Source organism: Croceitalea sp. MTPC5, assembly GCF_036985505.1.
Classification (GTDB): Bacteria; Bacteroidota; Bacteroidia; order Flavobacteriales; family Flavobacteriaceae; genus Croceitalea.
The window spans coordinates 882,732-895,774 of sequence record NZ_BTGQ01000002.1 but is presented as its reverse complement, the minus strand read 5'-3'; the positions used below and the strand labels follow the sequence as shown (position 1 = coordinate 895,774).

18 protein-coding genes are annotated in these 13,043 nt (G+C 37.5%); 15 read left to right on the top strand and 3 right to left on the bottom strand.

Annotated features, from left to right (window positions below):
* Positions 1-10: 10 nt before the first annotated feature.
* The 3 genes from AACM45_RS09205 to AACM45_RS09195 all read right to left on the bottom strand — a co-directional run bounded on the left by AACM45_RS09205 (position 11) and on the right by AACM45_RS09195 (position 1,940).
* Positions 11-574 carry a DinB family protein gene (locus AACM45_RS09205; protein ID WP_339142227.1) on the bottom strand — a complete coding sequence of 188 codons (564 nt, stop codon included), beginning with the start codon at positions 572-574 and terminating at the stop codon, positions 11-13.
* Positions 575-618: 44 nt separating this feature from the next.
* Entirely contained in the window at positions 619-1,362 is a 744-nt protein-coding gene (locus AACM45_RS09200; protein WP_339142226.1) for an alpha/beta hydrolase, read from the bottom strand.
* Positions 1,363-1,430: 68 nt separating this feature from the next.
* On the bottom strand, positions 1,431-1,940 hold the full coding sequence (locus tag AACM45_RS09195) for an SRPBCC family protein (protein WP_339142225.1): 510 nt from the start codon (positions 1,938-1,940) through the stop codon (positions 1,431-1,433).
* Between the two features lie 150 nt (positions 1,941-2,090).
* On the opposite strand from AACM45_RS09195, the gene AACM45_RS09190 reads away from it, so the two are divergent.
* The 15 genes from AACM45_RS09190 to AACM45_RS09120 all read left to right on the top strand — a co-directional run bounded on the left by AACM45_RS09190 (position 2,091) and on the right by AACM45_RS09120 (position 13,040).
* Entirely contained in the window at positions 2,091-2,672 is a 582-nt protein-coding gene (locus AACM45_RS09190) for a TetR/AcrR family transcriptional regulator (protein WP_339142224.1), read from the top strand.
* A complete protein-coding gene (locus AACM45_RS09185) occupies positions 2,672-3,154 on the top strand; it encodes a DinB family protein (protein WP_339142222.1) in 483 nt (160 codons plus the stop codon). Before AACM45_RS09190 ends, AACM45_RS09185 begins: the two co-directional genes overlap by 1 nt.
* A gap of 60 nt (positions 3,155-3,214) precedes the next feature.
* Entirely contained in the window at positions 3,215-3,631 is a 417-nt protein-coding gene (locus tag AACM45_RS09180) for an SRPBCC family protein (protein WP_339142221.1), read from the top strand.
* A 56-nt stretch (positions 3,632-3,687) separates the two neighbouring features.
* Positions 3,688-4,173, top strand: a complete 486-nt coding sequence (locus AACM45_RS09175) for an SRPBCC family protein (RefSeq protein ID WP_339142220.1) — start codon at positions 3,688-3,690, stop codon at positions 4,171-4,173.
* The gene (locus tag AACM45_RS09170) at positions 4,173-4,505 is read left to right on the top strand and encodes a helix-hairpin-helix domain-containing protein (RefSeq protein ID WP_339142219.1); all 333 of its coding nucleotides are present in this window, start codon (positions 4,173-4,175) and stop codon (positions 4,503-4,505) included. Before AACM45_RS09175 ends, AACM45_RS09170 begins: the two co-directional genes overlap by 1 nt.
* 335 nt (positions 4,506-4,840) lie before the next feature.
* Positions 4,841-5,719: an RNA polymerase sigma factor gene (locus tag AACM45_RS09165; protein ID WP_339142217.1), complete on the top strand. Its 879-nt coding sequence runs from the start codon at positions 4,841-4,843 to the stop codon at positions 5,717-5,719.
* A complete protein-coding gene (locus tag AACM45_RS09160) occupies positions 5,719-6,240 on the top strand; it encodes a DinB family protein (RefSeq protein ID WP_339142215.1) in 522 nt (173 codons plus the stop codon). The genes AACM45_RS09165 and AACM45_RS09160 overlap by 1 nt, the downstream gene beginning before the upstream one ends.
* A gap of 326 nt (positions 6,241-6,566) precedes the next feature.
* A complete protein-coding gene (locus AACM45_RS09155; protein WP_339142213.1) occupies positions 6,567-7,070 on the top strand; it encodes an SRPBCC family protein in 504 nt (167 codons plus the stop codon).
* A gap of 14 nt (positions 7,071-7,084) precedes the next feature.
* Complete coding sequence (locus tag AACM45_RS09150) at positions 7,085-7,684, top strand: DinB family protein (protein ID WP_339142211.1); 600 nt, start codon at positions 7,085-7,087, stop codon at positions 7,682-7,684.
* A 69-nt stretch (positions 7,685-7,753) separates the two neighbouring features.
* The gene (locus AACM45_RS09145; RefSeq protein ID WP_339142209.1) at positions 7,754-8,374 is read left to right on the top strand and encodes an SRPBCC family protein; all 621 of its coding nucleotides are present in this window, start codon (positions 7,754-7,756) and stop codon (positions 8,372-8,374) included.
* A 38-nt stretch (positions 8,375-8,412) separates the two neighbouring features.
* Positions 8,413-8,766, top strand: a complete 354-nt coding sequence (locus AACM45_RS09140; RefSeq protein WP_339142207.1) for a nuclear transport factor 2 family protein — start codon at positions 8,413-8,415, stop codon at positions 8,764-8,766.
* 326 nt (positions 8,767-9,092) lie between these two features.
* A complete protein-coding gene (locus AACM45_RS09135) occupies positions 9,093-9,602 on the top strand; it encodes a hypothetical protein (protein WP_339142205.1) in 510 nt (169 codons plus the stop codon).
* A 66-nt stretch (positions 9,603-9,668) separates the two neighbouring features.
* Positions 9,669-11,363 (top strand): LytTR family transcriptional regulator DNA-binding domain-containing protein, encoded by a 1,695-nt coding sequence (locus AACM45_RS09130; protein ID WP_339142203.1) that lies wholly within the window; start codon positions 9,669-9,671, stop codon positions 11,361-11,363.
* Positions 11,364-11,459: 96 nt separating this feature from the next.
* A complete protein-coding gene (locus AACM45_RS09125; RefSeq protein ID WP_339142201.1) occupies positions 11,460-12,455 on the top strand; it encodes an alpha/beta fold hydrolase in 996 nt (331 codons plus the stop codon).
* Between the two features lie 162 nt (positions 12,456-12,617).
* Entirely contained in the window at positions 12,618-13,040 is a 423-nt protein-coding gene (locus tag AACM45_RS09120) for an SRPBCC family protein (RefSeq protein ID WP_339142199.1), read from the top strand.
* Positions 13,041-13,043: the final 3 nt, after the last annotated feature.

Genomic DNA, 13,043 nt, shown 5'->3' with positions numbered 1-13,043 from the left:
ACAACGATAGCTAATCTAAATATCGCTCTCTGATTACATTAAAATGATGCGTTTGATGGCCTGAAATACAGAATGCAATAACCCTGACCGAAGTCATATTTCCATCTAAGATACCCATTCGTTTTTGCTGTTCGTCCGTTAATGAATTAAAGGCATTTTCTGTTTTTTGACGTACGCTATTAAATTTGGCTAGCAAATCGCTCTTACTTTTACCGTTGGCGCCAGCAATAGTAGTATTTTGGTTATAATAAACAGTATGTTTTTTTTCTGAAATGACACCTGCATTCAAGAGCGCGACTTCAAGCATTATTTCTTCGTAGGAAATAATATGTTGTAATACTTCACCAACCGTCCATTTAAAAGGACCATAGGCATAATCGATTTTGTCTTCAGGGATGGCACCGATAAATGCTATCATCTCGGTAGTTGTATTGCTCAACATCTCTTCAAGCGAATTGCCTGGTAAAGCTTTAGCAGTATAATATGCCATATTCGTATTGTACTCGCTACGTGGTATGCTATTGATTAACATCTCTGAATCTGGATTTATGGATTTGTTATTTTGACAAGACATTGTCTGTATACTTAGAATGATTATAGGAATGAGCTGTGATACTTTCATTTTTTCTGAATTAAGAAATTCAAAACTTCTTCTAATTGATGGTTCCAATTTTCAAAATCGTGAGCACCGTCAGTCGTAATGTTTTTCACCGTATATCCTTTTGATTTGTAAAGGTTGGTCAGCGGTGTTACGTAATTTTCAGCATCATTCTTTCCTGTTGAAATTAGGATATTCAGGTTTTTGTTTTCTGAAAATGCGATAGCTATAAGCGCGTCATTGCAAGGATAGGTAATTGGCGAGAGCAAGGCGTAGTTCTGAAACAAATCGGTCTTTCCTGAAAAATAGGCAGCATTTAATCCACCAAAAGAAATACCGATTAAACTTCTATTTTCTGCTTTTAGCGAAAGCTGAGCTTCGATATAAGGGACCAACTCTTCTTCAAAAAACCGAATGTAATCGGCATTACAGAAAAAATAGGTATTGCGTTTATCCTCTTTTGTTCGGGCATCAATGGTACTTACAAACACATATGTAGCCTTTGGAATTTTCTCTTCCTTGGTAAGTGCCTTTATCGTATCCAAAGCACCATTTTCAATCATTTTCTGTCCATCTGTGATGTAAATGATGTCCGAAACCGTATCAGTTGAAAATGCATTATATACCGTAATCGAAATGCTTTCAGAAAGAACATCACTATCGATGGTAAAGGAAGATAGTTTGTCATTTTCAGTGTCCGGTTGACTAAACAACCGTCCCGAAAGAATCAATGTCATTACTATCACTGCAATTCTAAACTTCATTTTGTAATTTTTAATAAGGGTTGTACGATTAGCACAACCCTTTAATTACTTAAATGGTAGGCTTGGTATTATTTTGAAGCCATTTTTGCAACATTACCCATCATTTCCTTTGAAGCCATATTTAAAAAGCCATTAAACTGCTCTTCGTTCATCTGTGGATTCTTCATAAATTTCTCATAAGTAGACGTCCAAACAATCATTGATTTCTTGTACCCTAAATCAACTACTTTGAAATTGTTAACCACACCAGAAGCTGGAATTCCTTCAACAACTGCATAGGTGTACGTTCTGCCAGCATCATCAAAGGCAAGAATACTTTCCTTAAACTTTCCTTGTCCGTCAGGAGACGTGCAAACTCTTGTTCCACCAGCAGCTTTGTCGCCAGTATACTGAACTTTTGATACTAAACTGGAAAGTTCATCAATATTGTCGAGCTCTCTCAATACTTCCCAAACATCATCTGCTGAAGCTTCAACCACTAAGGTGTTGGTGATTTTTGCATCTGGGTTTTGTGCGTTCATTTGGTTAAACCCAAATAGGGCTATCGCAATGACCATTACATTTTTTAATCGTTTCATCTCGTTTTGAATTTTAAAGATTATACCCTTTAGATTCAGAATAATGAAACCTGTGACAATATTGAATAAATAAATTGATTAGATTGATTTGTCTAATTGAAGTAAATATTACATCTTTGTAAGTAGATTGATTGGTCTAATTGAAATATTATGAATGTAAAGCATAGTAAAGATGATGTTTTGAAAGCGGGAATGGAGCTTTTCCGTCTCAATGGATACCACAATACGGGAACGAACGAAATTCTAAAATCGGCTGGAATATCAAGAGGCTCTTTCTACAATTTTTTTAAGGACAAGGATGATTTTGGTGCCCAGGTTCTGGATTATTATGGCGTATGGAGTACTGATTATATGAAGGAATTACTGCGTGATAAGAGGTTAAATCCCAGAAAGAGGCTGATTCATCTGTTCGATATATTCGTTCAAGGCTACAAACGAGACAATTTCAAATGGGGTTGTTTGCTCGTGGGAATGAGCCAGGAAGTTGGGCAAATCAACCCAAAATTGACCGAAGCTTGCTCTACTAACTTTGAAAATTTCATCGATGTCTTTCAGGTCTGCATTGTGGAAGGACAAAACGATGGTACGGTTTCAACAGCACAAGATGCTAGAAGTTTAACGATAGCTATGCTCGCGATGTATAATGGTGCGCTAGTGTTGATGAAATCAGGATTGCACGAAGAACCACTCATAGCTTTTCAAAATCAACTGGAATTAATGCTGAAACCCTAATGAGAAACGAGGAATTAGTCAGAAAATGGAAAGGTAATAAGCGCTATACCTTAAAATTTGTGGATGCGTTACCAGACGAGGATTTTGATTTTAAGCCCTCATCAGAAGTAAAGAGCTACAAATCACAATTGAGCCATATCACAAGTTGGTTACGCACACATAGCCGATTTGTTACCGATTACGCTTTCGAGAAATCGAGTTTGCGAGATTCACGACCAACGGGAGAGCGCAGCGGTAAAGCGAAACTGACCTCAAGGGATTTAATCAGAACGGCCTTGGAAGATTTTTTCGATACGTTCATTGAACAATTACAAGAGATGACCGATAATCGACTCAACGATACAGTCGATATATGGTATGGTAAACGAACGCGATATGAAATTGCCAACGTAATGGACAATCATCTATCACATCATAGAGGACAACTGGTCGTTTATTTAAGACTGAAAAACGTAAAACCACCATCGTATTTAGGCTGGTAATATATTTTTTACTATTCAATTAAATAGACCAATCTATATAATTAATTTAAATTTTTGACAATGAAAAAAAGAATTGAAACTGTAAACCAAGTCAATGCACCATTAGCTAAGGTATGGGCAAAAGTGGAGCCAGGAACCCATATGGATAAGTGGATGCCTATTATTGAAACCTGTTCTGTAGAGGGTAACAAACGCGTTTGTACCACACCAGAAGGTGCCACTTTATATGAAACTATTCAGGCCGATGCAGCAAATAAAGTCTTTAAATACACTATCGACAAGCAAGATTTTATGCCCATAAGCGATATTGAAGGTACCATTACGCTAAAAGAAAATGGAGACAATACCACGATGCATTGGGACGTGGATTTTGAAATCTCTGAAGAAAATGAATCGGCATTCCCTGAAATAAAGAAAAACATTGAGGGTATTTATCAAATGGCTGCAGTAAGCCTTGCTGAATTTGCTAACGCGTAATAGTTCACTGGATACCGTCCATTTGAAATGGACGGTATTTTTTAATAAAAGCATAGATGGAAAAAATAACGGTAACACGCACTATACCTTTTCCTAAGAAAGAAGTTTGGGCAGTATTGGATGACTTTGATAACATACACCTTTGGAATCCTGGATTAAAAGATTCCCATAGCACGACGAAGGATAAGAAAACCGGTCTTGGCGCGCAACGGCACTGCGACCTTGCACCTTTCGGCTCATTTGAAGAACGTATCACGGAATACGTTCCCAACAAAAAAATGGTCATTGATATCTATGACGGCGCCAAATTACCACCAATTAAGAATATGGGTGGCGTTATCGAATTGACCGAAGTAAACAATAAAACTAACGTTTCATTTACATTTCAGTATAAAACAAAAGGACTAATGGGCAAAATTATGAATCCCATTATGATTAAACCGAAAATGACCGAAGGCACGGAAAGTTTCCTAAAAGGTTTGGATCATTATCTAAAAACCGGAAGAAAGATTACCAAACAAGAACTCAAGAAAGTAAGTTGATGAGTTTGAATCGTGAAGATGGCATCAAAGAGTTAAAAACCCTACCGCGGGTAGGCGATAAACTAGCCAGTATTTTATGGCGTATTGGAATTAACTCGATAAGCGACCTAAAATTTCAAAGTGCCGAAGAATTGTACGAACGCCATAACACGTTAATAGGAAAGAAAGGCAACCGCGCACTGATGTACATTGTGCGTTGTGGAATTTATGTGTCTTGTGTACCAGAACAACTTCGCGAGAAAGAAAAACTACAGTGGTTCTATTGGAACGATTTAAAAAATCCGAAATGCGTGAAAGAGTTGGAGAAAATTCAAAATGAATTGGAGAAATGAACAATAGTAATTTACAGCTTTTGCAAAAACGGAAAAGTGAAATGTAGAAATTAATCTCAAATATGCAAAGGAAGTCAAGCATCGTGTTTTTACTCAAGCATAATTAATTCGAAAATTATCAGTCATAAAAACTTTTAGTTCTGTCGTAGCCTTTTTAATGATGTATGATTCATTTTAAACGGAAATAAGGTAATTCTATATGATGTAGCTCTAAATTCCTATATATTGATACTTAGATTAATTGAAGAAAGAAAGTTGACAACTTATTTTACAAATGATTTCCCTGAAAGTTGTCACACATTCCAAATAGCTGCATCTAAATAGAAAATAGTACTATGAACAATCCTTTTTTAAAGGAATACACTAGCGACAAGACGGATATTCAATTGGTCGAAGAAGCCCAAAATGGCAACAAAAAGTCGCTCGAAGACCTTATCTTGAAACATCAGCCGTATATCTATAATATTGCTTGGAAAATGGTGCGTCACCCTTCTGATGCCGAAGACCTAACTCAAGAGGCTACCATAAAAATTATAACCAACCTTACGCAGTTTAAAGGCAAAAGCTCCTTTAGAACTTGGGCATATCGTATCGTGGCCAATCATTTTTTAATGTCTAAACGACGCCCAAATGAATCCGTCTTTGAAAGTTTTGATAAAATGGCACAGGGTCTTGAAATGACGCCAGACCACCCACTTACTGAACAAGAGCAAAAGGAAAACAAGGAATTTATTAAAGAAATGAACTACAGCTGTATGAGCGGGATGTTGCTTTGCCTAACTAGGGAACAACGACTTGTTTATATTCTAGGGGAAATGTTCAATGCAGACCATAATTTGGGGTCAGAAATTCTTGGGATTTCAAAAGATAATTTTAGACAACGGTTGTCTAGGGCGAGAAAAGATATCACCAGTTTTATGAATGAGAAATGCGGTCTTGTCAATAAAGCAAATCCTTGTCGATGCCATAAGAAGGTAACTTTTGCCCTGAACAATAAAGTCATCGACAGTAAGAATTTACTTTTTAATCGCGCGGAGTTTTCAAAATTTAAAAATGAAATTAAAGGCGACACAGAAGATATGATGGAGATTATTGATGATAAATATGCTGAACTCTATGGGCAGTTACCTTACAAAAAGGATTTTGATAAAAAGACTTTTCTGGAAGACATCGTGAATGATGACCATATCAAAAATTTAATGAAGCTGAACTAATGGCCCTGAGCAAACAAATATCTGCCATACTCACATTGTTATTTACCTCTTGGATGCCTATGACCGCACAACAAAGTACCTTTAAAAAAGAGTTTCTTAAGAAATGGAAAAATAGTCTTGAGTACACCATAGACGTGGCAAAAAAAATGCCTGAAAAGGATTATAGTTATAAACCGGTTTCTGATATTCGGACCTTTGGAGAACAACTGGTGCATATTGGTGAAGGAATGGCATACATAGGTAATTCTGCTTTTGATTTTGAGACAGTTCCACAGCCCGCCAATACAAATGACAAGGATGAGGTCATCTCTTATCTTAAAAAGCAATATGATGTTTTAAGCGATGCGGTAACGGCTAAAGACGCCTCTTATTTTGAAGAGACCACGTCTTTTTGGGCTGGCCGGATGAGCCGTAGAAAAATAATGAATATTGTTTTTAATCACTGTACACATCACAGAGCCCAGGCAATCGTTCTTCTTAGAATGAAAGGGATTAAAGCACCTAGTTATATCGCTTGGTAACAGTATTACAGTTACACCTAAGCCTCTAAAACCTGAACAATCGTTCAGGTTTTTTGTTGCCGAGATGTCACATGGGAACTTGTTGATGAGACTCGGAATCACAAGAAAATCGAGCTTTTTGTGAATGAAATATAGCAGCGTTACGTCGATTGAGCAAAAAGTAGTGAAGCGATTGATTTTGAAGCGATTTTGGGTTGTAATAGATTTTCTAATGGGGTTTCTCGGCTTAAGTTGTCACACTGGGCCATCTTCTGAATCTAAGTTTAAACAACTGCACTGAAAGCCATACTATGTATGCTTCCAAGAAAGTGTAAAAAGAATATCAAATGAAAATCAACAAAACCCTTCAAGTAAATGCACCTGCCAGTAAAGTTTGGGAAGTGCTATACACAAACTATGGGGATGCTTGTCATTGGGCGAGTACCGTAAATGAATCTAAAGAACGTGAAGTCGCTGGCAGCGACTACATCGGAAGAACCTGTTCTACAGTTTTTGGCGATGTAAGTGAAATCATCGATAATGCAGATGTAGAAAAAATGGAACTACAATACCATCTCGATGATACACCCTTTATTATGAAAGCTGCAACAGCTAAATGGAAAGTTAAGCCAAAAAGCATCAACACATCAGAAGTTACAATGGACCTGGATGTAACCTTGGCTACTGTCCCTGGTTTACTTATGGGTTGGATGATTAAGCCAAAAATGCGAAAAGACATATACCAGACCTTGGAAGATTTAAAATTCTATATCGAGACTGGCAAACAATCGGACGTCAAAATTAAATCGGACGCAAAATACTTCAAGAAAAAAGGCAAAAAAGCCGCATAACTAATACCTTAAATATGATGAAAAAATTAATCACAAAAGGAATCGTTCTGGCCTTAATTACAGCAACTTCGATTTCTTGTGGTGAGCAAAAACCACAAACTATAGAAAAAGAAGTCGTAGTAGAAGTATCTAAAGGTCTAGACGCAAAGACCCTAAAGCTTCAATATGACGTTCACGCAAATACATTCTCAAAAAATCTGTCAGACATCTCAGATGCAGAAGCTAACAAGAGAATTAATAATGCCAATAGTTTAGCTTGGATAGTAGGCCATACGCTAGACCTACAATATAATTTGGCAATGCTTACAGGTCAAGCCACAGAAAATCCGTACGCTGAACAATTCGGCTTTGGAAAGCCATTTGATGAAAAGGCGAAATATCCGTCGCTAAGTAAAATGACCGAAGACTGGGATACGCTGTCACCGAAAATTTCAGAGGCATTAGGCAAATTGACAGAAGAACAACTAAACGGTAAAGCTCCTTTTCCATTACCGATAGCAGAACAAACTATGAGAGGTTTGTTTGCCTTTCAGATGCACCATTTAGGCTACGAGTTTGGTCAAATAGGACTATACAGAAAATATCTAGGCAAATCAGCCTTTAGTTACCAATAGGAACACCTAGAATATCCCTTTAAAATTTTAAGAAAAACGTAAACACGGTAATAATAAAAATAAATAATAATGAGAATCACAATGAAATCAATTTTGGCAATTGCGATGTTAGTCATAGTAAGTACTACGGCCACAGCGCAGAGTATGGAAAAAAAATTCAGAACAGTTAAGGTAGAACTCAAAATAGACGCACCTGCAGAGCGTGTATGGGAGGCAATGGTATTGGACTATGGAGAAATATCGAATTTTTCTCCTTACATCTACACATCAGAATATACAAATGGTTCATTAAAAGGGAAAGTGGGAGCCACCCGTAAGTGTAATTTTAATAAAAAAGGTACGCAATGGTCACACGAGCGTATCGTGGATATTGACCAAGAGAATATGGTAATGAGGAACCTAGTTTTTGACGGCGCAAAACTTCCATTGAACTTCGACAACTCCCAAGCCTTTTATCGTGTGAAGGATAATGGTGATGGTACTTCAACTGCATCTTATGAATTTCAGTTTCGAACCAAGCCAGCTTTTCTTGGGGCAATCGCCAAGGGTGGTTTTAAGAAACAAATGTCTGGAACCCTTGTGGGCTTAAAGCACTATATCGAAACGGGTGAGCGCGTGACAGGTGGCACAGATAAATACAAGGAAATTAAAGATAAGTATCCAAAAGCTACCGTTCTTAAGACAAAATAAACATTCAAATCTGTTTAATCACTTTAAAATTCATAGAAATGACAAATCAAGAAGTAGCCAATAGACTTGTATCGCTATTAAGAGAAGGTAAATTTAATGACGTGTATGATGAATTGTTTCACCCAGATGCAGAACATATAGAACCGCAGTCAGAGCATTTTGCACACGTGAAGGGTGTAGAAGCTATTAAGGCAAAAGATAAAGCAATGCAGGAAAACCTCGCTGGTGCTGAGGGTATGGAAGTAGGTGATGCTATAGTTGCAAGAGACTATATCGCAATTCCGTACAAAATGACCGCTATTTTAAAAGACGGGAATAAATGGCCCCTTGACGAGCTTATAGTTTACAAAATAGAAAATGGTAAAATTGTGAGCGAACAATTTTTCTACTAATCCCCCAAATTGTTTGCTCGATAACAAAACCACTGGCATAAGCTGGTGGTTTTATCTTTTATGAATTTACAGGTGATGAGTAAATAACACCAAGTAGTTGCGTTAATTTCCATCCATACCAATAACTTCCTTATGAAACCAATAATCCAAAATACAGGAATTTTAAGCTCGTATTTTAAAGTATGATTATTTCAAAGTACATAAAGTTTATAATACTAAGTCTTATTCTCCTTACGTTCGGATGCAATGCATCAAGACAATCCAAGTACAACGATACTGATATTCACAATCCAGCTTCCAATACATATTTGACTGCATTTATGAAAATGAGTCGAGTTCATTTGTTGTATGATAAAAAACTATACGACGTAATTTCTCGGGAGCACTTCGGAGATAGCTTGATACTTCAATTACAGACTTATGGATATGAACAAAAAGAATTAAAAGGGAGTATTTTTAATGATATTTTTTATGGCAAATCAAACGGGGTACCTATACATTTTAAATTTTCGGAAGAAGGCTTTTCTTTAAATGAAAACTGGAAATCATCAATCCTTCCTGGAGCGATGATTGACCAAGAGGATTTGGCATTTTATCTCAAAATGTCGGGTACAAGAAAAATATTTGGGCGTCTATGGAATCATCAACCATCAGACCCGTTATCACAATACAAAATACTATGGTATACCTCGAATTACGGTACTCGAATCCGTATCACTTTTATACATCGAAGTCACACTTTCTACACAGTGTTATTTCTTGATAAAAAAGTAAACGGGACTTGGTCAGGCAGAAAAAAGAATTTTGAACTTCCCATTCATAACAATATTTCTTAAACTATACCAAAGACAATAGGGAAACCAAATCAATCTTGTTAACTTTACGGCTCAAACTTCATTTAAATGAAATCCACAGAGCTGTGTATAGTACCATTTACAAACCTCAATTCAAAGGATGACTATTTACGCAAAATTCTGTCCGGCTTTCGCTCAAGTCTGCTCTCCAAATTTGCCGTTAACCCAAAGTTAAAAGTATACTCTGAGAATTTTGACCCTTATCGTGATATAATTTTTAAGGGGTTTATTGTAACTGGTGCTTTTGCAATGGTCAAAAATAAGATTACCGTTACTCTAGCCATTCTCAAAAGGAAAAAAACGGTAAAAGTGATAGTAATTGAAGAAAATAATGCCAGCTTTCCCAATTTGGAGGGAAAAATTTTAACTACTATAAGCACCTACGTAATCGGTCAGCGAGCTACTGGATTTTTAACTCAAAAAAATCAACGTCTTTCACAGAAATCCTATGAAAAACTGCTCTTGGCCCAGTACTACTTTAAAAAGTACACCCCAAGTGATAATGACACCGCTATTGCGCTTTACCAGAAAGTTCTTCAAGAAAACCCGAATCATTCCTTCGCTCTATCAGGAATGGCTGCCACCGAGTTTCAGCAGTTTCGTTATGGGGTTCACAACATCAGTATTGCTCTCAAATTAAGGGATTGGCTTAAAAGAGCATTGGAAATAAATCCTGAAAATGTACAGGCCCACACCATTCAAGCATTGGTGGCTATGTATATGGACAAGGATTTTTACGCGGCCGGACTCTCCTTTCAAAATGCGCTTCAACTTAAGCGTGACTTTGTGGACACTTTGAGGGAATATGTGTGGTATCTTCTGGCCATAGGCCAAGATGAAAAAGCGTTTGAAGCTATAAACAAGGCCCTTACCTATGACCCCGTTTCCTTGGATTTAATTTGCACGAGAGCGGATATACATCGTTATCGTTCTGAATATGCTATGGCTCTAAAACTATATGAACGTGCTTATCAACTTGATAAAACCTATTCCAGAGCCGTTGAAGGTGTAACAGCGGCAAATACGTATCTAAATAATGAAAAAGAAGCAAAACGCTATTTAGAAATATATTCCAGACGTAGTGACAACCAATTTTTCATCCATCGACTAGCCTGCGAACTGGCCCAGCATTTTGATGACAGGAAAAGTTGGGAACAATCCTTAGAAAAATTGATGACCTATAAACAGAATCACGATGAAGTGGATATTGCATCTGACCTAATGAGCGTATACGTAAAGTATGAGCCTGAAATGGCTTTGACCAATCTTCAAAAAGCCTTCGAAAATGGAATTGGCCTTGTCTCCGTCCTCCGATACCCTGTTATTGAACCCCTACGTAAAACAGATATCTATAGAAGAATTGTGGGACAATTAGATGTAGCGGTAAATCCTGAAGAATTGGAAAAATCGCAATCTACATTACTGCATATTAAGTCAGAATTGAATGAATCGTTGACCATCTCGAAAGGTTTTTTTGTGTTCGCTAAGGCCGAAGGAAACTATACCACTATCCACTATCTAAAGGATGCTAAGCTTACCACAAAATTACTCCGTATGAAAATCAATGCGCTTACCTTCCAACTGTCCGACCCAGCTTTTATGAGGGTCCACAATTCGTATTTAGTGAATTTAGAGCATCCAGGGCTTGAATTAATAGGTAATGCCCACAAAGCCAAGTTGGTTTTTGAAAGATATGATATTGAACTTCCCATATCTAGAAGTGTGTACCCTTTGCTAAAATAATTCCTGTCCGTACCAAGCTTTTCCCTTTTAAAACAAATAAGACTTGGAAGGAGGTAGATTGACCTTCATTTGTACCTGAACTCAAAAATCATACAAATGAAAAGATACCTTACCGCCTTAGTAATGGGCATCACGTTAATTACATCGAACCTAAACGCTCAAAGTATTTACCCTGGCAAAGCAACTCCGCCAGAGGAAAATGTCTCAGCTGAGTTTAACTACGAATCAAAGTTCGTTTCCGTCAACAATAATGAGATACATTATGTGGAATCGGGTCAAGGTGAACCCATTCTATTTCTGCACGGTATACCCACCTGGTCCTATCTATGGCGCAATGTCATTGACGAAGTAGATGGTAATAAACGAGCAATAGCCCTTGATTTTCTGGGTTATGGAAAATCAGAACTTCCCCAAGACGGTAACGTTTCATTTGAAGCACAATTGGCGATGCTGGAAGGCTTTATTGAAAAAATGAATATGGGTAAGGTCACGCTGGTCGTAAATGATTTAGGGTCTTTGGTCGGATTATACTATGCCACAAAACATCCAGAAAAGATAAAAGGTGTCGTAATGATTGAAGCTGCCTTTATGCCAGCGCGAGATTGGTTCAAGCAACTGACCACAAAGCAGAAAATGATGATTTGGATGATGCGTGGCGATAAAATGGCCAATAAATTTCTGATAAAGAGAAATCCTACTGCTATGATGATGAAACAGTTTACCAAACGTAAACTATCCGAAGAGGAATTCGCAGCGTATGCCGAACCTTTTGAAGATGTAAACAGACGACCTGTAATAATGAACGGTCCTGGACCAAGAACCTTTCCGAAGAAAATGAAATCCAAAGCACCTGGGGATATGGCCGATATCATTAATACCTATGCCCCAAAATTGACGGAAGTAACATATCCAATCCATCTTATCTATGCCAAAAAGGGGTTGATTACAAGAAAAAAAGCGGTCAAATACGCAAGGGAGAATTTCAAGAATTACAGTGAACAGTACATTGGTCAAGGAAAACACTTCTTACCAGAAAGTCATCCTAAAGCCATTGGTGCTTCCATTAATGACTGGTATAAGACAATACGATAAGTTGTTTTGATGGTTGGTGTTTAGAGCGCCTTTGCCATAACATAAATGTGCAAGGGCGTTTCCTTCCCATCCTTACCAATACATCCCTGTACAAAACAAATAATAATAGGAAAGCTTCTCTAAGTAATTCCTTTGTATCACAAATAAATTAAAATCAGAAAGATGAAGAAAACAATAGAGACATCGCATTACATCAATGCACCACTATCAAAAGTTTGGGAGAACGTAAAATCAGGCGAGAACTGGGAAAATTGGGTAGTGCTCATTGAGAGCAGTACTATGAACGGAGAAGGTGAAGGTGCAACCCGTGTATGCAATACACACGAAAACGGCGTTTTGCACGAAACAATCACGAAAATTGATGAGGAAAACAAGGTATTCCAATACCGCATCGACAAGCAAGAAATGGTTCCTGCATCGTCTGTCTTGGGTACGCTTACTTTTTCTGAAGAAGGAGAAGGCACTCGCTTGGAATGGATTGCGGAATTAGAGCTTTTGGACGAAGAACCATTTCCTCAAATCAAAGAGATGACCTCACAGATGTATGCCGCTTCAGCACAACAATTAGAAACCATTTCCGCGTAACAA